The organism is Kocuria sp. CPCC 205297, assembly GCF_040981035.1.
GTDB lineage: Bacteria > Actinomycetota > Actinomycetes > Actinomycetales > Micrococcaceae > Kocuria > Kocuria marina.
This window is the reverse complement of sequence record NZ_JAVKPY010000001.1, coordinates 102,460-123,961: the sequence shown is the minus strand read 5'-3', so window position 1 is coordinate 123,961 and position 21,502 is coordinate 102,460. Positions and strand designations below refer to the sequence as shown.

The 21,502-nt window shown below is 69.3% G+C and carries 18 protein-coding genes, 1 pseudogene and 1 riboswitch; of the genes and pseudogenes, 13 read left to right on the top strand and 6 right to left on the bottom strand.

The features are described from left to right. Positions 1–68: 68 nt before the first annotated feature. The 4 genes from ligA (at position 69) to RF650_RS00605 (ending at position 5,725) form a co-directional block, all read left to right on the top strand. Positions 69–2,354, top strand: coding sequence for an NAD-dependent DNA ligase LigA (gene ligA, locus RF650_RS00620; RefSeq protein WP_368813829.1), 2,286 nt, complete (start codon positions 69–71; stop codon positions 2,352–2,354). Positions 2,355–2,362: 8 nt separating this feature from the next. Next, positions 2,363–3,220 (top strand): inositol monophosphatase, encoded by an 858-nt coding sequence (locus RF650_RS00615; RefSeq protein ID WP_368813828.1) that lies wholly within the window; start codon positions 2,363–2,365, stop codon positions 3,218–3,220. Positions 3,221–3,651: 431 nt separating this feature from the next. Continuing rightward, positions 3,652–4,353, top strand: a complete 702-nt coding sequence (locus RF650_RS00610; protein ID WP_368813827.1) for a transglycosylase family protein — start codon at positions 3,652–3,654, stop codon at positions 4,351–4,353. A gap of 241 nt (positions 4,354–4,594) precedes the next feature. Then, positions 4,595–5,725: an NAD(P)/FAD-dependent oxidoreductase gene (locus RF650_RS00605; protein ID WP_368813826.1), complete on the top strand. Its 1,131-nt coding sequence runs from the start codon at positions 4,595–4,597 to the stop codon at positions 5,723–5,725. On the opposite strand, the gene RF650_RS00600 is transcribed toward RF650_RS00605, so the two are convergent. Next, the gene (locus tag RF650_RS00600; protein ID WP_368813825.1) at positions 5,704–8,046 is read right to left on the bottom strand and encodes a S9 family peptidase; all 2,343 of its coding nucleotides are present in this window, start codon (positions 8,044–8,046) and stop codon (positions 5,704–5,706) included. The two genes, RF650_RS00605 and RF650_RS00600, sit on opposite strands and share 22 nt — an antisense overlap. A 68-nt stretch (positions 8,047–8,114) precedes the next feature. On the opposite strand from RF650_RS00600, the gene RF650_RS00595 reads away from it, so the two are divergent. Next, the gene (locus RF650_RS00595) at positions 8,115–8,879 is read left to right on the top strand and encodes a CPBP family intramembrane glutamic endopeptidase (protein ID WP_368813824.1); all 765 of its coding nucleotides are present in this window, start codon (positions 8,115–8,117) and stop codon (positions 8,877–8,879) included. A gap of 51 nt (positions 8,880–8,930) precedes the next feature. On the opposite strand, the gene RF650_RS00590 is transcribed toward RF650_RS00595, so the two are convergent. Continuing rightward, a complete protein-coding gene (locus RF650_RS00590; protein ID WP_064846920.1) occupies positions 8,931–9,569 on the bottom strand; it encodes a VOC family protein in 639 nt (212 codons plus the stop codon). Positions 9,570–10,066: 497 nt separating this feature from the next. Here RF650_RS00590 and RF650_RS00585 point away from each other — a divergent pair, with 497 nt between their 5' ends. The 3 genes from RF650_RS00585 (at position 10,067) to RF650_RS00575 (ending at position 13,153) form a co-directional block, all read left to right on the top strand. Then, on the top strand, positions 10,067–10,240 hold the full coding sequence (locus RF650_RS00585) for a hypothetical protein (RefSeq protein WP_368813823.1): 174 nt from the start codon (positions 10,067–10,069) through the stop codon (positions 10,238–10,240). 167 nt (positions 10,241–10,407) lie between these two features. Continuing rightward, positions 10,408–10,528, top strand: a riboswitch (SAM riboswitch). 76 nt (positions 10,529–10,604) lie between these two features. Beyond that, complete coding sequence (locus RF650_RS00580; RefSeq protein ID WP_368813822.1) at positions 10,605–11,993, top strand: bifunctional o-acetylhomoserine/o-acetylserine sulfhydrylase; 1,389 nt, start codon at positions 10,605–10,607, stop codon at positions 11,991–11,993. A 2-nt stretch (positions 11,994–11,995) separates the two neighbouring features. Next, a complete protein-coding gene (locus RF650_RS00575) occupies positions 11,996–13,153 on the top strand; it encodes a homoserine O-acetyltransferase (protein WP_131333244.1) in 1,158 nt (385 codons plus the stop codon). A 56-nt stretch (positions 13,154–13,209) separates the two neighbouring features. Here RF650_RS00575 and RF650_RS00570 read toward each other — a convergent pair whose 3' ends face one another. Further along, on the bottom strand, positions 13,210–14,001 hold the full coding sequence (locus RF650_RS00570; RefSeq protein WP_368813821.1) for an SGNH/GDSL hydrolase family protein: 792 nt from the start codon (positions 13,999–14,001) through the stop codon (positions 13,210–13,212). 132 nt (positions 14,002–14,133) lie between these two features. On the opposite strand from RF650_RS00570, the gene RF650_RS00565 reads away from it, so the two are divergent. Next, entirely contained in the window at positions 14,134–14,787 is a 654-nt protein-coding gene (locus RF650_RS00565; RefSeq protein ID WP_064846924.1) for an alpha/beta hydrolase, read from the top strand. 4 nt (positions 14,788–14,791) lie between these two features. Here RF650_RS00565 and RF650_RS00560 read toward each other — a convergent pair whose 3' ends face one another. Further along, positions 14,792–15,028: an RNA-binding S4 domain-containing protein gene (locus RF650_RS00560; protein ID WP_064846925.1), complete on the bottom strand. Its 237-nt coding sequence runs from the start codon at positions 15,026–15,028 to the stop codon at positions 14,792–14,794. A gap of 37 nt (positions 15,029–15,065) precedes the next feature. On the opposite strand from RF650_RS00560, the gene RF650_RS00555 reads away from it, so the two are divergent. The 3 genes from RF650_RS00555 to mmsB all read left to right on the top strand — a co-directional run bounded on the left by RF650_RS00555 (position 15,066) and on the right by mmsB (position 18,794). Beyond that, positions 15,066–16,085 carry a DMT family transporter gene (locus tag RF650_RS00555; RefSeq protein ID WP_368813820.1) on the top strand — a complete coding sequence of 340 codons (1,020 nt, stop codon included), beginning with the start codon at positions 15,066–15,068 and terminating at the stop codon, positions 16,083–16,085. A 122-nt stretch (positions 16,086–16,207) separates the two neighbouring features. Then, complete coding sequence (locus tag RF650_RS00550; protein WP_207387839.1) at positions 16,208–17,704, top strand: CoA-acylating methylmalonate-semialdehyde dehydrogenase; 1,497 nt, start codon at positions 16,208–16,210, stop codon at positions 17,702–17,704. A 157-nt stretch (positions 17,705–17,861) separates the two neighbouring features. Continuing rightward, the gene (gene mmsB, locus RF650_RS00545) at positions 17,862–18,794 is read left to right on the top strand and encodes a 3-hydroxyisobutyrate dehydrogenase (protein WP_368813819.1); all 933 of its coding nucleotides are present in this window, start codon (positions 17,862–17,864) and stop codon (positions 18,792–18,794) included. 82 nt (positions 18,795–18,876) lie between these two features. Here the strand turns inward: mmsB and RF650_RS00540 are convergent, their stop codons facing one another. Both RF650_RS00540 and RF650_RS00535 read right to left on the bottom strand, forming a co-directional pair. Next, entirely contained in the window at positions 18,877–19,338 is a 462-nt protein-coding gene (locus RF650_RS00540; protein WP_368813892.1) for a MarR family winged helix-turn-helix transcriptional regulator, read from the bottom strand. A 211-nt stretch (positions 19,339–19,549) separates the two neighbouring features. Then, positions 19,550–19,952: pseudogene (locus tag RF650_RS00535) on the bottom strand (AMP-binding protein); the annotation flags it as partial. Positions 19,953–20,245: 293 nt separating this feature from the next. Here RF650_RS00535 and RF650_RS00530 point away from each other — a divergent pair. Then, a complete protein-coding gene (locus RF650_RS00530) occupies positions 20,246–21,442 on the top strand; it encodes an acyl-CoA dehydrogenase family protein (protein ID WP_368813818.1) in 1,197 nt (398 codons plus the stop codon). Positions 21,443–21,502 lie beyond the last annotated feature (60 nt).

The window sequence follows — 21,502 nt, the reverse complement described above, 5'->3', positions numbered from 1 at the left end:
CGAACACCCCCGGGACCGAGGTTCCGGGGGTGTTCGTGTCTGTCGGTGGGGTGGGACACAATGGGGGCGTGAGCACAGACAACGCGCGGCGGGCCACGGACGCCACGGGCCAGAGCCTCAATCCGGACGAGCCCAGCGAGGCACTGCGGGAGGAGTACGCCGATCTCGCGGACCGCGTCCGCGAAGCACGCACGGCGTACTACGTCCACGACCAACCCGTCATGTCGGACGCCGAGTACGACCGGTTGTACCGCTCCCTCGAGGAGTTCGAGGCCCTGCATCCCGAACTCAAGGCGAACGATTCCCCCACGCAGGAGGTGGGCGGTGACGTCTCCGCGGCGTTCAGCCCCGTGAAGCACCTCGAGAAGATGTACTCGCTCGAGGACGTCTTCTCCACGGACGAGCTCGTCGCGTGGTTGACCCGCGCCCAGCAGCAGGTCGAGCAGTTGCCGGGTGCGCCCACCGTGGCGTGGCTGAGCGAGGTCAAGATCGACGGCCTGGCCGTGAACCTGCTGTACCGCAACGGCGTACTCGTGCGGGCCGCAACGCGTGGTGACGGCACCACGGGTGAGGACATCACCCACAACGTGGCCACCATCAAGACCATCCCGCAGCGACTGACCGGGGAGGACTTCCCGGAGGAGGTCGAGATCCGCGGCGAGGTGTTCATCTCCTCCAAGGATTTCCGCGCGCTCAACGAGGCCATCGTGGAGGAGGGGCGTGCGCCGTTCGCGAACCCCCGCAACGCCGCGGCGGGTTCGCTGCGTCAGAAGGACCCGCAGGTCACCGCACGGCGACCGCTGTCCATGTTCGTGCACGGCATCGGGTTCTCCCGCGGTTTCGAGCTGGAGACGCAGTCGCAGGCGTACGACATCCTGCGGGACTGGGGACTGCCCGTGAGCCCCTACTCCCGGGTGCTGGAATCGGTGGACGAGGTGCTCGAGTTCATCGCGGAGTACGGCGAGAAGCGGCACAGCCTGCTGCACGAGATCGACGGCATCGTGATCAAGGTGGACGACCGCCGCACGCAGTTCCGGCTCGGCTACACCTCCCGCGTCCCCCGGTGGGCCGTGGCGTACAAGTACCCGCCGGAGGAGGTCAACACGAAACTCGTGGACATCCTGGTCAACGTGGGTCGTACCGGTCGCGTCACGCCCTTCGGGCTCATGGACCCGGTGCGCGTGGCGGGTTCCACCGTGGAGATGGCCACCCTGCACAACCAGGACGTGGTCAAGGCCAAGGGCGTGCTCATCGGGGACACCGTGGTGCTGCGCAAGGCCGGTGACGTCATCCCGGAGATCGTGGGGCCCGTCGTCGCACTGCGGGACGGCACGGAGCGGGAATTCGTGATGCCCACCGAGTGCCCGTCGTGCGGCACGCCCCTGCGTCCCGCCAAGGAGGGGGACGTGGACATCCGCTGCCCCAATGCGGAGACGTGCCCGTCCCAGCTCAAGGAACGCGTCAACCACGCGGCGGGTCGCGGGGCCTTCGACATCGAGGCCTTGGGGGAGGAAGCGGCCAAGGCCCTGACCCAACCCGTTCCCCAGGACGCACCGGACGGCACCGAGTTCTCCGTGCCCCCGCTGCGCAACGAGGCCGGGTTGTTCGATCTCACGCCGGAGGACCTCAAAGAGGTGAAGGTGTGGCGGGACTCCCGGCGCACCGTCACGGACAAGGAGACGGGGGAGAAGACCCAGCGGGTCACCCCCGAACTCGTCCCGTACTTCTGGACCAAGCCCACCAAGAACAAGCCGAGCGTGCCCTCCAAGACCACGGAGATCATGTTCCAGCAGATGGAACAGGCCAAGGACACCGACCTGTGGCGGGTCCTCGTGGCGCTGTCCATCCGCCACGTGGGTCCCACGGCCGCGCGCTCGCTGGCCACGTCCCTGCGCAGTATGGACGCGATCCGCTCGGCGGACCTGGACACGCTCGCGGGCACGGACGGGGTGGGCCCCATCATCGCGCAGGCCGTCATCGAGTTCTTCGAGGAACCGTGGCGGTGTGAGGTCGTGGGCCGCTGGGCCGCCGCGGGTGTGCGCATGGAGGAAGAGGTGGACGAGTCCACCCCCCGCACACTTGAGGGAGTCACCGTGGTGGTCACGGGATCGCTCGAGGCCTACAGCCGGGACTCCGCGAAAGAGGCCATCCTGAAACGCGGCGGCAAGGCGTCCGGGTCGGTGTCCAAGAAGACGGCGTTCCTGGTGGCCGGCGAGAACGCAGGTTCCAAGCTTGACAAGGCGGAGTCCCTCGGGGTTCCCGTGCTGGACGAGGCCGGTTTCGAGCGCTTGCTCGCGCAAGGCCCGTCGGCGTTCGACGACGCCGCTGCATCCCACGACAACGCGGGGAAGTGAGACGCGAGATGGCGGATGCACTGGAAGGGCTGGGTCCGGGGTCGGACGAACTGCAGGAGCTGTTGGAGGTCGCGCTGCGCGCCGCACAGGCCGGGGCCGACGTCCTGAGCGGTCGTGACAGCGCCGAGTTCCACGCACAGACCAAGTCCTCGGACGGCGACTGGGTGACGTCTTTCGACGTCGCCGCGGAGGAGGCTGTGAGCGCCGTCCTGCGCCGTGAACGGCCCCGGGACGCCATCACGGGGGAGGAATCGGGAACGTACGTGCCCGAGCACCGCAGCCCCGTGCGGTGGTCGGTGGACCCGCTGGACGGGACCACCAACTTCATCCGGGACATCGTGTACTACGCCACCTCCGTGGCCGCGTGCGACGAGCACGGGAACTGGCTCGTAGGGGTCGTGAACGCCCCCGCTCTCGGGCGGATCTATTACGGCGTCGCAGGCCTGGGCGCGTGGGTCCGGCGGGACGGACGGGACACGAGGCTCACGGGTCCGGTCCCCGGCCGCCGGGGCGCGCTCTACGGCACGGGTTTCTCGTACGACCTCGCCGTGCGGCGTGAGCAATTCGGTTCTTTCCTGGACACCATGGAGAACTTCTCGGACATGCGGCGCCTGGGAGCGGCCTCCCTGGATCTCTGCATGGTGGCCGACGGCACCCTGGACGGTTACTCCGAACGTGGACTGCACGAGCACGACTGGGCGGCCGGCGCATTGATCGCCCACGAGGCCGGGGCGGTGGTGCAGCGCCCCGATCTGCCCGTTCCACCGGCGCTGAGTGGGCAAGAACACTCAGCGGACAGTGCGATCGCGAACACATACGAAAAGGCCCGCGTGACCAGCGTGATCGCGGCCTGGGCCCCGCGCTGAGTAGTGGTAATCACACCGTTATCGGTTGGCAATCACACCGTTATGCGAGTCGGGAACCCGGGTCGGGTTGACCCGTTCGTCGCGGGTGGCCTAGCGTGGCCGGAGTTGATCGGCCGTGGTGGCCGTGATACATGTCCGCGACTGGGGGTGTCCCCGGAAACGGGATAACGAAAAAGTAACTTTCTGCTTGGCAACGCCCGGAACGTTACGTTATCGTTATTATCAACTTCCTCAGCGGACTTTCGTGAACGGAAGTTCGCTTCCGGGCCCACTCGATCCGTGGCCCGGCTTGTGCTGGATGTTGCCGCAACACCGTACGTCGTCTGTATGGCAGCATTCCGTAGTTTCTACCCCTTACACCAACTGTCAAGGGTGGACGACGGCGCGAAGACACCCAGGGATGGGAACGAGCGTAGGTGGCCTTACGGAGCATGATGAAGACTTCAACCGCTATTCGCCGTGGTGCCGCTGCTGTCCTGATGGGCGGTGTGGCCGTGGGTGCCTTCGCCGTTCCCGCCAACGCCGCTCCGAGCCTCGAGGCAATCAAGCAGTGCGAGTCCGGCGGAAACTACAAGGCTGTCAACGCCTCCTCCGGTGCCTCCGGCGCCTACCAGTTCCTGACCTCCACCTGGCAGAGCATGGGCGCCATCACCGCTGGCTACGCCAACGCCGCCGATGCTCCCGCCCACGTGCAGGACGCTGCTGCGGCTGCGCTGATGGAGCGTTCCGGCCCGAGCCAGTGGGAGTGCTCCGGCATGATTTCCGGCGGTTCTTACACCGCTCCGGTCGCCGCTTCCGTGGCCCCGCAGTCTTCCTCCGTCCAGAAGGCTGCTCCGGTTCAGCAGGCTGCCCCCGTGCAGCAGGCCGCTCCGGTTCAGCAGGCTGCCCCCGTGCAGCAGGTTGCCCCCGTGCAGCAGGCCCCGGCCGTGACCTACTCCGCTCCCGCGGCTCCCGTGCAGCAGGCCGTTCCCGCCGCCGGCACCTACACCGTGCAGGCCGGGGACACCCTGGGCACCATCGCCAACAAGCTGGGCGTCAACGGTGGCTGGCAGGCCCTGTTCGCCGCCAACTCCGGCACCGTGGCGGACGCCAACCTGATCTTCCCGGGCCAGGTTCTGAACATCCCCGCCTGATCCAGGCACACATCGCTCGCGATGACCGGGTGATGCGGTGGACCGAGGTCCGCCGCTGACCCCTCGAAGCCCCGCCCCGCACCGATCCCGGTGTGGAGCGGGGCTTCGTCGTACCCGGAACCGGTCCGGATCCCATGGTGTGGGCTGTCACGCCACGGCATCCTGCGGGGCCCCGATTGCCGAGCCGGAGGATTCCTCTCCGGCTTCCGGGATGCGACCTGTGGGGTGCCACAATGAGGTCATGACGACTGAGATCGCGATCATCGGAGCAGGCATCGCCGGATTGTCCGCGGCCTCGGAGCTGGCGGAACACCGGGGGACTGGTGAGGGAATCCTCGTGTTGGAGGCGGAACGGGACGCGGCAATGCACACGTCCTCCCGGTCCGCGCAGCAACTGATCCCGAGCTACGGTCCGGAACCGGTGCTCGAGCTCACCCGCTGGAGCATTGCCCGGTTGCTCGAAGCTGGCAACTATCTGGCGGCTCCGCTCGCGTGGCCCAGCTCGTTCGTCGTCGCCGGCTCGCCCGAGGACGTGGCCGCCATGACCGTTCCCGGGCTGCGTACCCTTGAGGGCGCCGAACTGTTCGAGCTGTGCCCCGAACTGCGGGTAAACCCGCAGCGCTTCCGGACCGCAGCCGTGGACGAGTCCGCCGTGCGCACGGATGCCACCGCCCTCGTGGCATGGCATCGCGAGCGAGCGCTGGCGGCCGGCGTCGAGATCCGGACGAACAGCCGCGTGACCGATGCCAGGCGGGCCGGGGACCTGTGGGAGCTGACCATCGACGCCGCCCCGCCGAAGACCGTGCGTGCCGCCACGGTCGTCAATGCCGCGGGTGCGTGGGCGGACGAGGTGGGAGCGCTGTTCGGCGCGGCGCCCCAGGGATTACGGCCCCTGCGGCGCACGGCGGCCCTCGTGACCTTGGCCGAGCCCATGCCGCCGGAACACCCCATGGTCGACGATGCCGCCGAGGACTGGTACTACCGCCCCGACGCCGCGGGCGCCATGATCTCGCTCGGGGAGGCCGAGCCCAGCGAACCGTGCGATGCCCAACCGCACGAGGGCGCCGTCGCCGGGCTGATCGCCACGATCGAGCGGGAGACCAGCCTGCGGATCACGGGCGTGGTCAAGGCGTGGACCGGACTGCGCACGGAGCGTCCGAGCGACGTTCCCGTGTGCGGCTGGGACCCGGTGGCACCGGGGATGTTCTGGCTCGCGGGGCAGGGCGGGTACGGGTTCCAGACGAGTTCGGCACTCGCCAGGGCCGCCGCGGAACTGGTGCTGCGCGGTGAGGTGGGGGACTGGCTCAGCCCCGCCACTCGCGATGCCCTGGCCCCGGACGGCTTCCCCGATCAGTCCGCGACCCCCAGGTAGCGCGCGAGCCACGCGTACTCCCAGGCGGTGTCCTTCCACTGCGAGTAGCGTCCGGACGGGCCACCGTGGCCGCCCGCCATCTCACAGCGCAGCACCACGGTCTCCGGGTGCCGGGCACGAGTGCGCAGGGCGGCGACCCACTTGGCCGGTTCCACGTACAGCACGCGGGTGTCGTTGAGGCTCGTGACCGCCAGGACGGGCGGGTAGTCCGCGTCCCGGAGGTTCTCGTAGGGGGAGTACGAACGCATGTACTCGTAGACCTCGGCCGAGTCCACGGGGTTGCCCCACTCCTCCCACTCGAGGGCGGTGAGCGGTAGCTCGGGCATGAGCATGGACGTCAGCGGGTCCACGAACGGGACCGCCGCGAGCGCCGCACAGTACAGCTCGGGCGCGAGGTTGAGCACGGCTCCCACGAGCAGGCCGCCGGCCGAGCCACCCATCACGGCGATCCGCTGGGCGTCCACGTCCGGGCGGGTGGCGAGGTGGCGGGTGACGGCCACGTAGTCGGTGAACGTGTTGGTCTTGGTGTCCTTCTTACCGTTCTCGTACCACCCGCGGCCGAGTTCGCCACCGCCGCGCACGTGCGCGACCGCCCAGATCACGCCCCGGTCCAGCAGCGACAACCGGGACACGGAGAAGCCGGGGTCCGTGCTGATCTCGTAGGACCCGTAGGCGTACTGGAGCACGGGTGCGGGGCGGGTGGGGTCCAGGTCCGCGCGGCGCACGATGCTCACGGGGATCCGGGTCCCGTCCTCGGTCACGGCCCAGTCCCGTTCCACGGTGTAGTCCTGGCTGCGGTACCCGCCCAGCACGGTGGCCTCGCGCCGCAGGACGGGCTCGCCCACGCCGTACTCGTTCGTCCCGGACTCGCCGGGTTCGGCCGTGGGGATGTCGTAGACGCGCGGCGGCGTCACGAAGGACGTGTAGGACACCCGCACCACGGGGTTCTCGTACTCCGCGGAGAGCACGCCACTCGTGTAGAGCTCCTCGTCGAACGCGGCCTCGGCCCCGTCCAGCAGCGACGGCGACGCCGCACCGGCCGCCGCGCTCGACGCCGCGGCGTCGTCCGACTCCGCAAGGCGTCCTGAGCCCGTGTCCGATGTCGAGGGCACGGCCTCGCGTGGGCCCGCAACGATCTCGTCCACCGCGCGGCGCGGGATCAGGCGGACCCGGGGCGTGGTGTCCGCGCGCAGGGCCACGACCAGGTGGGTGGCGGTGGGAACACAGGACTCGATCCGCACGTCCTCCGACGCCGGGATGACGTCCGTGAGCTCGAGGTCTGCGAGGGCACGGCCCGCGTGCCCGAGCGGCATGAGGCTCACCCGGCCGTTGGGGGCGTGCGCGTCGTGGGTCAGGAGCACGTAGTCCTGGCCGGCCACCGTGAGGGGTTCCACCTCGTGGAGCACCCGGTCCTCGCGTGAGATCATGACGCGCCAGGGCAGGGAAGCCGGCCCAGCGGCGTCGTCGGACGCATCGGCGACCGGCTCATCCGTGGGGGAGCCGGTCAGCTCGGTCAACGGCAGGATCCGGTACTCGCTGTACTCGGAGCAGGACGAGGACAGCATGAGCCACCGCTTGTCCGCGGAGAGCTCGGCCCCGAGCCACAGACCGGGGTCGTCCTCCTGGAACAGCAGCTCGTCGGAGGAGGCATCCCGGCCGATGACGTGCCGGTACACGCGCCACGGCCGCCAGGACTCGTCCACGACGATGTAGATCAGCTGGGAGGCGTCCGGTGTGAGGAACGCGCCGTACGAGGTCTGCTCGATCCGGTCCGCGAGCAGTTGTCCCGTGGCGAGATCCTTGACCTGGATCGTGAACCGTTCGTCACCTGCGGTGTCCTCGGACCAGGCCAACCTGGAGCCGTCCTCCGACACGCTGAAGGCGCCCAGCGCGTAGAAGTCGTGCTCCTGGGATGCGGCGTTAGCGTCCAGGAGGGTCTGTTCGCCGTCCAGTGCGGTGCCCGGTTCCACGGTGGGCGGTGTCCACTGCGCGGGGTCGGTGACCGGGACGCGGCAGAAGATCTGGTGGGCGCCGCCCTCGACCGTACGCGTGAAGTACCACCAGTCCCCGCGACGCGACGGCACGGACAGGTCTGTCTCGAGCGTGCGGTCCTTGATCTCCCCGTAGATCCGCTCGCGCAGGGGCGCCAGATCCTCGGTCGTGGCCTCCGCGTAGGCGTTCTCGGCGGCCAGGTGCGAGCGCACCTCGGGGGAGTCCTTGTCCCGGAGCCACTCGTAGGGATCGGCGAAGGTGTGCCTGTGGAACGTGCGTTCCACCGGGCGGCTCGGGGCCACGGGATAGGACGGCTGCTCGGAAGTCATGCCAACAGTCTAGGGGCGGGTGGGGACGCGCAGACGTGGTCCCGCTCGCGAGCGGCCACAATGGTCCCGTGCAGACTCCCACCCCTTCGCAGTGCGCTATGTCGCGCACCGACACGTGGCTTCAGATCGTCCTGGTGCTCGGCGTGTCCCTCGGGGCGTCCGCGGTTTACGCCGTGCTGGATCTGGCCGAGGTGCTCATGCGGTCCTCGCTGGCCGACACCACGACGACGCTCAACCGGCCCCTGAGCAGCGTCCCCCTGATCGACGCGTTGCGTCAGCTCACGGGCATCGGCTTCGCGCTCGTCCCCGTGCTGCTGGCCCTGTACCTCATGGCCGGGGTGGCGCGGGGGATCCCCGGCGTGCTGTGCAGGATCGGGGTGGATGGGCGCAGACCCACGTGGGACACGCTGTGGGGAATGGGCCTGTTCGCGGTGATGGGCGGCGGCACGCTGGTGCTCTATCAGGTGGGCCGGTCCCTGGGGATCACCGCGCAGATCACCACATCCACCATGGAGCAGACCTGGTGGGCGGTTTCTTTGCTCGTGCTCTCCGCGCTGCGCCACTCGATCGTGGAAGAGATGATCGTGGTGGCGTTCCTGTGCGAGCGCTTGCGATCCCTCGGATGGTCGTGGTGGCTCGTGGCGGTGGCCTCCGCGGTGGTGCGGGCCAGCTATCACCTGTACCAGGGGTTCGGACCCACGCTCGGGAACCTGGTCATGGGACTCGTGTTCGTGTGGCTCTACCGCCGCGGCGGTCGACTCATGCCGCTGCTGATCGCCCACGCCCTCCTGGACACCGTGGGCTTCCTGGCCCCGCAACTGCTCGCGGGCTGATGCCGGAGACCGGGCGGAGCGGCGTCGTCGGCCGCACCGAAGGGAACCAGATCAAATGGTGACGGTGCCGTCCGGGGTGTCGAACGAGACGGCCATGACCCCGGGGGTGCCGTTGGGGGCGCACCAGGTGACGTCCAGCGAGCCCAGGACGTCCTCCACGGGACCGCCGAGCCACTCCGTGACGCGGTCGGGGGAGCCGGCGATCTCCATCCCGCTCAACCGGACGTCCGTGATCCGCGCCTGGGACGGGTGCATCTCGTCCTCGGAATCGAAGTGCACCATGAACGGCAACTGCGGGTCGGAGATCAAACCCTTCACGCCGATCTGATGCCATTCGAGCTGCCGACCGTCGGGGAACAACCGGCCACCGGGCACGGAGGGGCGGCCCAGCTTGGCCTCGAAGGGCGCGAGGTCGGGGACCTCTACGACCCAGCCGAGCCAGCCGCCGCCGGCGTCGGAACGGGCACGGACGGCCTGACCGAACGGCGCCTTCTCCGCGGCGGGGTGCTCGAGCACCGTGACGACCTCCACGTACTGGTGGTCGGTGAGCGGCAGGATCATGTTCCGGGTGCCGAACCGGGGGTGCACACCGCCCTTGACCGGTTCGATCCCCAACCGGTTCGCGATGCGTTCGGTGGTGGCCTCGAGGCCGTCGGGCTGAGCCGCGAAGGAAACGTGATCCAAGTTCATGACGCCATGGTGACACCGGCCACACGGGCCACCAAATCGAGCGCGAGCCCGGCGAGTGTGTGACCTGCGCCGCCCGCTCCGGTGGGCAGGGCTGGCTCTCCGCACCTCCCGAGACCTGGCATCGGGACGGCTGATTCGGGCGGGGACTGTGTTGGTCCAGGTCAACGAGACGCGCGTCTCAGAGGCTGGAGTTCGCAGCATCAGCCGGGGAGTCTCCGACCGAACCCTCGCTATATGACCTGAGACCGATATCGATCCCGATCACTACGAGGTGGTTCCCGTGTCCGCAAATGCCGTCGGTTTCACGCTCCTGATCCTCCGAGTCGCCCTGTTCCTGGGGAAGTTCGTGCGCGTCAAGGTGGGTTGGGTCCAGAGCCTGTTCCGCAGCGACGAGTACTACCCCGCCGGCACCATGACCAGCCGCCCGTCCTCCGTGGAACCGTTCTCCCGGCACATGTCCATCGCGGCCGTGGTTGGCGGCGTTCACCATCCTGGCGGTGGTCGGCATCGCGTTCAACGTGGCCATTTTCCAGTGGTTGGCACCCCACATCATCGGTCGCTATTGGTTCGGGCGCGGTATCGGTGACCTCCACCCGTCCATGGGTGTGACCGCCACCGGGCTGATCCTCATGCGCGTGGTGGACCCGGAGGCCAAGACCCGGTGTTCGTGATCGCGGTGCTCACGGGTCTGTTCTACTTCCATCCACGTGAGACGAAGGACCGGGAACTGCACACCCGGGAGATGGAACAGCAGGAACGAGCGGCCACTGACCCCGAGCCCGCTCGCAGCGTCCCCGGCTTGACTCCCGCCCCGCCGGGTTCGGACAATGAGGTAATAGGTCACGAGAGTCAGCGCGAAGCCCCAGCTAGCTGACCGGCAACCCTCCCTTCCGCGGTGGGGTGCCCTGGGTGAGGACCTGGCCGTGGCGTCGACCGACGTCATGCGGCAAGCGCGGGTCAATGGTGCCCGGTCACAGCACGGGCACCGTGCGGATCGCCACCGGACCCCTGATCCTTCCGAGAAGGAGTACGGCCATGAGCACCGCTCCCACCCCCGACAATCCCCAGGGCTGGTCGTTCGAAACCCGACAGATCCACGCGGGCCAGAACCCCGACCCTGTGACCGGGTCGCGCGCCCTGCCGATCCACCAGACCACGTCCTTCGTGTTCCCGGACGCCCGCACGGCGGCGGCCCGGTTCGCGCTCGAGGAGATGGGGCCCATCTACTCGCGCCTGACCAACCCCACCACGGAGGTCGTGGAGAACCGGGTCGCGTCCCTCGAGGGCGGCGTGGGGGCCCTGATGGTCTCCTCCGGGCAGGCCGCGGCCACGCTCGCGATCCTCAACCTGGGCGGCGCCGGGACCCACGTGGTGGCCAGCCCGTCCCTGTACGGCGGGTCGTACAACCTGCTCAAGCACACGCTGCCGCGCATGGGCGTGGAGACCACGTTCGTCTCGGACCCGGACAATCCCGCGCAGTGGCGGGACGCGGTGCGCGAGAACACCGTGGCGTTCTTCGGTGAATCCATCCCGAACCCCCGCAACGACGTGTTCGACATCGAGACGATCGCCGGGATCGCCCACGAGGCGGGTGTCCCGCTCATCGTGGACAACACGATCGCCACGCCCTACCTGGTGCGGCCCATCGAGTGGGGCGCGGACATCGTGCTGCACTCGGCCACCAAGTTCCTGGGCGGCCACGGCACGGCGATCGGCGGGTTCATCGTGGACACCGGAGCGTTCGACTACTCGTGGGACCCCGAGCGCTTCCCCGGTTTCAACCAACCGGACGAGACGTACAACGGACTCGTCTACGCCCGCGATCTCGGTGCGGACGGTGCCTTCGGCGTCAACCTCTCGTACGTCCTCAAGGCGCGCGTGCAGTTGCTGCGCGATCTGGGGACCTCGATCTCTCCGTTCAACGCGTTCTTGATCGAGCAGGGCATCGAGACGCTGTCGTTGCGCATGGAACGTCACGTGGCCAACGCGCAGAAGGTCGCCGAGTGGCTCGAGGCCCGCCCCGAGGTGCGCTCGGTGTCCTACGCAGGTCTCGAGTCCTCGCGCTGGCACGACCGCGCCCTGAAGTACGCGCCCAACGGCGCCGGGTCGGTGCTCGGCTTCGTGCTCGACGGCGGTCGGGACGCCGGTGTCGCGTTCGTGGACGCCCTGAGCCTGCACTCCAACGTGGCGAACATCGGTGACGTGCGCTCGCTCGTGATCCACCCCGCCTCCACGACGCACGCCCAGCTCAAGGACGAGGAGCAGCTCGCCGCGGGCGTCGAGCCGGGCTTCGTGCGACTGTCCGTGGGACTCGAGGGCATCGACGACATCCTCGCGGACCTCGAGGCCGGATTCGCCGCGGTGGCCGCGGGCGGCGGTGCTGCCGGCGACGCGGCGTCGTCGCCGGAGGACACGGGGAACTGACCATGACGGTCGTGGGCAACGGGCCGCGCACGCGCTGCGACGGCGTCGTACGGAGGGCCGAGCTCGGTGAGCTCGTGCTCGAGTCCGGGTTCCGGCTGCCGCACGTGCACCTCGCGTACGAGACGTGGGGCGAGCTCGCGGCGGACGGTTCCAACGCGGTGCTGATCGAGCACGCGCTCACGGGTGACACGCACGCGGCGCGCGGTGGCGCGGGACACGTGGACGCCGCGAGCGCTCCCGAGGGCGCGGCCGCCGTTGCGGACGGTTGGTGGGACGGGCTCGTGGGCCCGGGTGCCGCGATCGACACGGACCGCTATTTCGTGGTGTGCGCCAACATCCTGGGCGGGTGCTACGGCAGCACGGGGCCCTCGAGTCCCGCACCGGACGGCACCCCGTGGGGCTCGCGCTTCCCGCGCGTGACGGTGCGGGACTCGGTGGCCGCGGAGGCGCTGCTCGCGCGGGCGCTCGGGATCTCCCGGTGGCGGCTCGTGATCGGCGGGTCCATGGGCGGGGCGCGGGCCCTCGAGTGGGCCGTGACCCACCCGTACCGGGTGGCCGCGTGCGCCGTGATCGCGGCTAACGCCCGGGTGGGTGCCGAGCAGCTCGCGTGGGGCCAGGCCCAGGCGCTCGCGATCCGCCAGGACCCGAACTTCCGGGGCGGGGACTACTACGCGGGCGAGTACCCGGAGGCCGGTCTGGGGCTCGCGCGGCGGATCGCGCACATCACGTACCGCAGTGCGCACGAGCTCGAGACGCGCTTCGGGCGCGAACCCCAGCCCCGCGAGGACCCGCATGCGACCCACGTCGCGGACCGCGGTCGGTACCAGGTGGAGAGCTACCTGGACCACCAGGCGTCCAAACTTGCGGGCCGCTTCGACGCGAACTCGTACCTGAGTGTCAACGAGACCTTGATGTCGCACGACGTCGCTCGTGGCCGCGGCGAGCTACGGGACGTCCTCGCCCGCACGCGGTGCGAGTGGCTCGTGGCCGCGGTGGACTCCGACCGGTTGTTCTTCCCCGCGGAATCCGCCGAACTCGTGGCCGCGCTGCCGGGGGAGCAGGAGCTGCACACGATCACGTCCCCGAGCGGGCACGACGGGTTCCTCATCGAGACCCCGCAGGTGGGCATGTTGTTGCGGGAGACCGTGCTGCGAGACTGAGCAGGGAGCCCTGATGGGCCGGCCTGGCCGGGGAGACGCAGTGGGCCCGGGCCGGCTCAGCCCTCCCGGTCCTCGCCGGGAATGCCCTCGCCCGCACCGGGGATCGTGGTGCGCCCGAACGAAGGGCGCTTGGCGGTGATGTTGTCCCCGGAGCTGCGACGCCGGATCCGGCGGCCGACCCACGGGACCAGGTACTTCCCGGCCCACACGAGGTCCTCGCGACGCGCCTCGCGCCACGTGCGCACGGGACGGTCCCCGAGCTCGCCGGGAACCAGGTCGTGCTCGACCCCCAGGGAGTCCAGGACCTCGCACGCGATGAGCTGGTGGCCCAGGGGCGAGAAGTGCAACCGGTCCGGTGCCCACATGGCAGGTTCCCCCAGTTGCTGCAGTCCCCAGAGGTCCACCATCACGGCGTCGTGCCGGGCGGCCACCACGCGCAGGTTCTCGTTGAAGATCGCCACGCGCCCGCGGATGCTGCGCAGCACGGGGGTGTTGCCGATGTCCGGGCCGTCGAACATCGTGACCGTGGCACCCGTGGCGGCGAGTTTCTCGATCACGGCGTCGAGCCGCACCGCGATGTCGTCCGGATCCGCACCGGGTCGCAGCATGTCGTTGCCGCCCGCGCTGATAGTCACGAGGTCTGGGCGCAGTTCGATGGCCGGTTCCAGCTGTTCGTCCACGATGCCCTGGAAGAGCCGACCGCGGATCGCGAGGTTGGCGTACGCGAAGTCGTCGGTGTGGCGCGCGAGCTCCTCGGCCACGCGATCGGCCCAACCGCGCACACCGCCGGGGACGGCGTCGTCGGGATCGCCGACGCCCTCCGTGAAAGAATCGCCGATCGAGACCATGCGGTGCCAAGGGTGCTTCGGGTCGGAGGGGGCTCGGGAGTGAGTGCTCTTATCCATACCCGGTTTCTAACACACCCGCCTGAACGACTCAGGCCCGCGGGCAGTGCCGGGTGGGCATGTCAGGATGGAACCATGCAGCAAGCTCCCCATGTGATCTGGAACAACGAACCGCAGGACCGCGCCGGAACACCCTTGGTGGTCATGTTCCACGGCTACGGTTCGTACGAGGAAGACCTCATGGCCCTGAGCTTCGCGCTACCGCAGGGCTACACGTACGCGTCCGTGCGCGCACCGCAGCGTGCGGGCATGGGGTTCCAGTGGTTCCCGCTGGCCGCAGATCTCGCGTTCACCACGGACGCCGTGGTCGCCGCAGCCGAGGCCGTGATCGAGTGGTTGCGCGAAGAGTCCCAGCAGCACACGCACGTCTTCCTACTGGGGTTCTCCCAGGGCATGGCCATGGCCACGACCGTGGCGCGTCACGTCCCCGAGCTCGTGGACGCCGTCGTGGGGATGTCCGGGTTCGTGATCCCCGTGGCGCCCGACGACGCCCAAGCTGATTTCTTCCGGGACGACCGGCTGCGCGCCGAGCCGCTGCGCATGTTCTGGGGCCGGGACCCGGAGGACCCCGTGATCACCTCGGTGCTCGTAGACGGCACCGCCGAGTGGGCCAACGATCACACCGAGCTGACCAAGATCCAGTACCGGGGCATCGGTCACGGGGTCTGCCCGGAGGAACTCGCGCACATTAAGGAGTATCTCCAGGCCGCCGTGGACGCGACCTCGTAGGGCGTCAGCCCGTCACGATGCGCACGGGCGGCAGCTCCGCCCCGACCACCGCGATCACGTCTCCGGCGTGCAGTTGCGCGCCGCGGCGCAGTTCCACCGCGCCGTTGACCGTGACCTGCCCCTCGGACACCAAGTGCTTGGCGTGTTGGCCGTCCTCCGCGAGGTTCGCGAGCTTGAGCGCTTGGCCCAATCGGATCATCTCGTCACGGATCGGGAGTTCTTCGTAGTCGTCGTGATGCATGGGTCCATCCTCGCAGGCTCGGGAGTAGTCTACATCGGTGACTTCTCCCACCCCCGTCCGCCGTCCCGCCCCCACTCCACACGCGCACGCCCGGAGCCCACTCGTCCTGCTCACGGGGGTCGTGCTGAGTATCCTGGCGGGCTCGTGCCTGGCCGTCCAGTCGCGGTTCAACGGCGCGCTGGGCCACGCCATGGGGGACCCGTACCTCGCCGCGCTCGTGAGCTTCGGAATCGGGTGCGCGGTATTGCTCGTGGGCTCCGTCCTACTGCCTGCAGGCCGGCGCGGTGCGGCGCGGTTGCCGGGCGTGCTGCGTACGCGGCGGATCCGCTGGTGGTACTTCCTGGCCGGGGTCTTCGGCGCGTACCTCGTGATCGCGCAGACGCTCACGACGGCGCTGCTGGGCGTGTCCGTGTTCATCCTGGGTCTCGTGGTGGGTCAGTCCCTGGGCGGGATGCTCGTGGACCGGTGGGGGATCGGCCCCGGCGGGATGCAACCGCTGAGCCGCTACAGGGTGCTCGGCACCGTCCTGATCCTGGCCGCCGTGGCCGTGGCCATGGCGCCGCGGTTCTCGGCGGGTTCCCTGCACATGTCCACCCCGGCGTTCGTGGGCGCGGTGGCGTTGCCGGTTCTGGCGGGTGTGCTCAACACGGTGCAGACGGCGTGGAACGCTCACATTGCCGCGGCCACCGGGACGCCCCTCACATCCACGCTCACGAACTTCGCGGCCGGGACCGTGGCACTCGTGGTCGTGGCCGGTGTGGCCCGCTGGCTCACGCACCCCGGCCCCGTGCAGTGGCCCCACGAGTGGTGGCTCTATACGGGCGGGATCCTGGGCATCGTGTTCGTGGCCGCCGGGGCGGTGCTGTCCCGGCACGTGGGTGTGCTGCAGACCAGCCTGGGGCTCGTGACGGGCATGCTGCTGGGGGCCCTCGTGCTCGACGTCGCCGTGCCCACCGCGGCCACCGTGGTCACCCCCGTCACGGTCGCGGGTGCGCTGGCCACCCTCGTAGGCCTCGTGGTCGTCACACTCCCGTGGGGTTCACGCCGCCGTTCCTGAGGCGCGATTCTGCATGGTGTGGTCGGGAATCCGTCGCCCCACGATTGATTGCACGTGTAATGGTTTGTCGTTAGATTTTTCGTGCGACGCACGTCACAGTGGAGCGCCGCGAGGAGACGACCGTGACCCAGATCCCACATTTCATCGCAGGCACACGCGTCCCGGGGGAGTCCGGGCGATTCGGGGACGTCTACAACCCCGTGCAGGGCGCGGTCGCGGCGCAGGTGCCCCTGGCCACCGCGGACGAGGTCGAGCGCGCCGTCACCTCGGCCCAGGAGGCGTTCCCCGTATGGTCCGCGCTCAACCCCCAACGCCGGGGGCGGCTGTTGCTCAAATGGGTGGACCGGATTAACGAGAACGCGGACGAGTTGGCCGAGCTGCTGTCCAACGAACACGGCAAGACGCTGGAGGACGCGCGCGGGGACATTCAGCGCGGCGTCGAGGTCGTGGAATTCGCCGCCGGGGCACCCCACTTGCTCAAGGGGGAGTTCTCCGCGAACGCCGGCACGGGGATCGACGTCCACTCGGTCCGCCAGCCCCTCGGCGTGGTCGCGGGGATCACACCGTTCAACTTCCCGGCCATGATCCCGCTGTGGAAGACCGGCATCGCGCTCGCAGCGGGCAACACGTTCGTGCTCAAGCCCTCGGAACGCGACCCGTCCGTGCCCGTGCGGCTCGCGGAACTCGCCGTCGAGGCCGGGATGCCCGAGGGCGTGCTGAACGTGGTCCACGGGGACAAGACCGCCGTGGACGCGCTGATCGAGGACCCGCGCGTCCAGGCTGTGGGATTCGTGGGTTCGAGTCCGATCGCCCAGTCCATCTACGTGGCTGCCGCACAGCACAACAAGCGCGCCCAGTGCTTTGGGGGCGCCAAGAACCACATGGTCATCATGCCGGACGCGGACCTCGAGCAGGCCGCGGACGCCCTCATGGGCGCCGCCTACGGCTCCGCGGGGGAGCGCTGTATGGCGGTGTCTGTGGCGGTGCCCGTGGGGGAGGCCACCGCAGACCGGTTGGTCGACCTGCTGCGCGAGCGCATTGACCAACTCACCCTGGGCCCGTCCCTCGACCCGGCTTCGGACGTCGGCCCGGTCGTGGGCCCGGACGCCAAGGAACGCATCGAGCGCTACATCGGCATCGGTGAGCAGGAGGGCGCCACGCTGCTCGTAGACGGGCGCGGCGCGGAGGTCGCGGGTCACCCCGACGGCTTCTGGGTCGGGGCCACCCTGTTCGACCACGTCACACCGGACATGCAGATCTACAAGGACGAGATCTTCGGCCCCGTGCTGTGTGTTGTGCGTGCCGAGGACTACGAGGAGGCCCTGCGTCTGCCCTCCGAGCACGAGTATGGCAACGGCGTGGCCATCTTCACGCGCGACGGGGACACCGCGCGCGACTTCACGTCCCGGGTGGACGTGGGGATGGTGGGCGTGAACGTCCCGATCCCCGTGCCCATCGCATACTACACCTTCGGCGGGTGGAAGGCCTCCGGTTTCGGCGACCTCAACCAGCACGGCACGGACGGGTTGAAGTTCTACACGAAGACCAAGACCGTGACCACGCGCTGGCCCTCCGGGGCCAAGGAGGGCTCGAGCTTCGTGATGCCCGCCGGCAGCTGAGCGGGCCCGCGGGCGCCCGCGGGTTCCCTTCCACGGGGCCCGGCCCGTGGTCCCCGCCCCATAGGTCCCGCGCCTCGCGACCCGCACTTCGCGACCCGAGCCGAACGCCCGAACCGAACGTCCCGAACCCCCGGGTTCCGTACCGTCAGGAAGCACCATGAACACCTCCGGCACAACAGATCTCCGGGTGGCCTTCCTGGGCCTGGGCCATATGGGCGGGCCCATGGCCGCCAACTTGGTGGCCGGGGGCGTCCCGGTCCTGGGGTTCGACGTGGTCCCCGCCGCGATGGACGCCGCCCGCGCGGCCGGGGTCACGGTGGTGGACTCGCCCGCGGCCGCGGTCCGTGAGGCGCAGGTCGTCATCACCATGTTCCCCTCGGGTCGGCACGTCCGGCAGGCCTACACGGGCGACGACGCCGCGCCCGGTCTGCTCGCGGCGGCACCCGCCGGGACCACGTTCCTCGACTGCTCCACGATCGACATCTCCGACGCGCAGGACGCCGCCGAACTCGCCGTGGCGGCGGGCCACCGGGCGGCGGACGCACCGGTCTCGGGCGGCGTCGTCGGGGCGGAGGCGGGAACGCTCGCGTTCATGGTGGGCGCCCCGAAGGACGTATACCGGGAGGTGCTCCCGCTGCTCGAGATCATGGGCGGGCGGATCGTGCACTGCGGGGGCAACGGCATGGGGCAGGCCGCGAAGATCTGCAACAACATGATCCTGGGCGTGTCCATGATCGCGGTGAGCGAGGCGTTCGTGCTCGCCGAGAAACTGGGGCTCACGCACGACGCGATGTACGACGTCGTCTCGCAGGCCTCGGGACAGTGCTGGTCCCTGACCACGAACTGCCCGGTGCCCGGGCCCGTTCCCGCGAGTCCCGCCAACCGCGATTTCCGGCCGGGCTTCGCCGGAGCCCTGATGGCCAAGGACCTGAACCTGGCCGTCTCCGCACTGACCGATACCGGGGTCGCGGCCCACATGGGCCCGCTCGCCGCGCAGCTGTACCGCGAGTTCGCGGCCGGCGACGGCGCCCACCGGGACTTCTCGGGGATCATCGAGACCATCCGTGCCGAGAGCGAGCGCGGGGCCTGAGTGGCATGGCCTGACCAGCAAGGATTGAGCGGGGAGCGTGCGCGGCGGGGCTTAAATGGCGGGGCCTGGCGTCGCAGGGGCGTCAGCCCTCGATCGCGAAGTCCCCGGCGTGTGCGCGGAAGCGCCGCAGGATCGTGATGAGCGAGTCCACCTCGTCCGGCGCGAACCCCGTGTCGCGGAACAGGTCACGGTTGAGCGCCTCGGTAGCTTCGGCGGCTACGGCCGTCCCCCGATCCGTGAGCACGATGGTGATGGCCCGCCGGTCACTGGGCAGCGGTTCGCGGCGCACCAGGCCCGCGTCCTCGAGGCGGTCCACCGCGTTGGTCACGGAGGTCGGGTGGACCTGCAACAGGGCACTGGCCTTCTTCATGAGCATCTGGTGCTCGCGCGAGAAACTCAGCAGCGCGATCAGCTCGTAGCGCGCGAATGTGAGCCCGAACGGTTTGAGGACGGCCTCGGCCCGGGACAGCAGGATCTGTTGCACGCGCATGATGGCCGTGACCGCGGCCATGGGCGCAGCGGTGTCCTCCCACCCGTGCCGCATCCAGTTGCGTTGGGCCTCGGCAATGGGGTCCCTGGGGAGCCCGGGAGTGGTCGACACAGGGAACCCGCCTTCCTCATCGGATGCCGTCGGTGCCCTCCCGCGGCCCGGTCAGGGTACCAAGGGCCTGTCATCGAACGTCCGTCACCGGGCGGCCGGTACCGGGCGACCGTCCTCGGGCGACCGTCACGGGAGGGCCGTCACCGGGCGGCCATTACTGGTCCAGGGACAGATCCTCCTCGCGGTACTCCGTCCCGTGCCCCTCCGGCGCTCGGCCGGATTCGGAGCGACGCGTCTCCACCGAGCGCAGTTCCACGCGACGGATCTTGCCCGAGATGGACTTAGGCAGTTCGAGGAACTCGATTTGACGGATCCGCTTGTAGGGTGCCACCTTGGTGCGGCAGTAGGCCAGGCTCCCCGTAGTAACCGCGCATGAGTCCCCCGGGCCGCGGGTCCAGGCGTAGGCACAGTTCGCCCTCGCTTGACTCCTCGCCGGTCACGGGGTCCACGACGGCGACCTCGAACCCGGGCAGTGGTACGCCCATGGAACCGATCCGGATCCGGGGCCCGGGTGTGTTTGCGACCTGCAGCGTGGTTTCCGTCTGGCCGAAGCCGTCCTCCTCCAGGATGATCAACGCGTCCTGGTCCCGGCGCTCGGGAGATGCGGCGAGTTGGTCGAACCAGTCCAGGCCGAAGTTGAAGTGATCGACGCGCGGCCACACGAACTCCTCCCGGGCCCGTTCCCACTCCTGCTGGAGTGACACCAGGTGGTAGCGTGCGGCGCGAAACTCGTCCGTGACGGTCATGACCGGCCCCCCTCGAATTCATGTGATCTGTGACACAGATATTTACTTGGACGGTCTATAGTTGAAAAGATCACCATTGGATTACTGAGCACCCGAGGGCCAGGATGACCACCACCATCACCTCCTCTCGTCCCCGTGCCTCGTCCGAGCTCCCCGGAGTGGACCTGCTGAAGATCCAGCAGCTGCTCTGCGATGACGAACGCACCCGTTTGGCGGGGATCGAGAAGCACCTGCAGGACAACGTCCGCCGTCAGTCGATCGACCCGTGGAACCGGGAGCACCTGCCCCTGGAGATGCTGCCCCCGCTCGCCGAGCTCGGCCTGGGCAACCTGTTCCGGGACGGCTCGTCCCGGTTGTTCCAGGGACTCGTGCATGCGCAGCTCGCCCGGGCGGACGTGTCACTGTCCGCGCTGATCGGGATCCACAACGAGTTGATCGTGGGGACCCTCGTGGAACTGGGGTCGCAGCAGCAACAGGACACGTGGCTCCCCGGACTCTCGGACCTCTCCACGATCGGGGCGTTCTGCCTCACTGAACCCGAGCACGGCTCGGACATCGCCGGCGGCCTGGCCACTACGGTCACCCGCGAGGGTGACGAGTGGGCCATCAACGGTCGAAAACGTTGGATCGGCGCCGGAACCGTGGCCCAACTGGCCCTCGTGTGGGCGCGGGACACGGCCGACGGTCAGGTCAAGTGTTTCGCCGTGCCCACCAGGACACCCGGGTACGCCGCGACCAAGATCGGCAACAAGATGGGTCTGCGCATCATGCAGAACGCGGACGTGACGTTCACGGACCTGCGTGTCCCCGCGGACGCCCTGCTCCCCGGGGCCGTGAGTTTCGACGCCGCCAACATGCTGCTCAAGGACTCGCGCGCGTGGGTCGGGTGGCAAGCGGTGGGCGCCCAACAGGCCATCCTGGACGTCCTGCGCGAGTACACCCTGCGGCGGGAACAGTTCGGCAAGCCTCTCGCGAGCTTCCAGATGGTCCAGCAGGCCATGGCGGAGATCGCGGGCAACCTCGCGGCGAGCTCCGCGCTCATGGTGCAAGTCACCCGCCTGCAAACGTGCGACGAGATGGACATGATGCACGCGGCCCTCGCCAAGTCCACCGCGACCCGGCTCGGCCGGCGCTCGGCCTCACTGGCGCGTGACGCCCTGGGCGGCAACGGCCTGCTGAGCGACTACGAGATCGCCAAGGTCCTGGGGGACCTCGAGGCCATCTACACGTACGAGGGCAGCTACCACATCAACTCGCTCATCGTCTCCCGGGCGCTCACGGGGGTTTCCGCGTTCGTCTGAGTGGCCGGGAGCTGACGACCAGAAGTGGGAAGCCGTGCCCGCAGGACCGCGCCCGGGGTC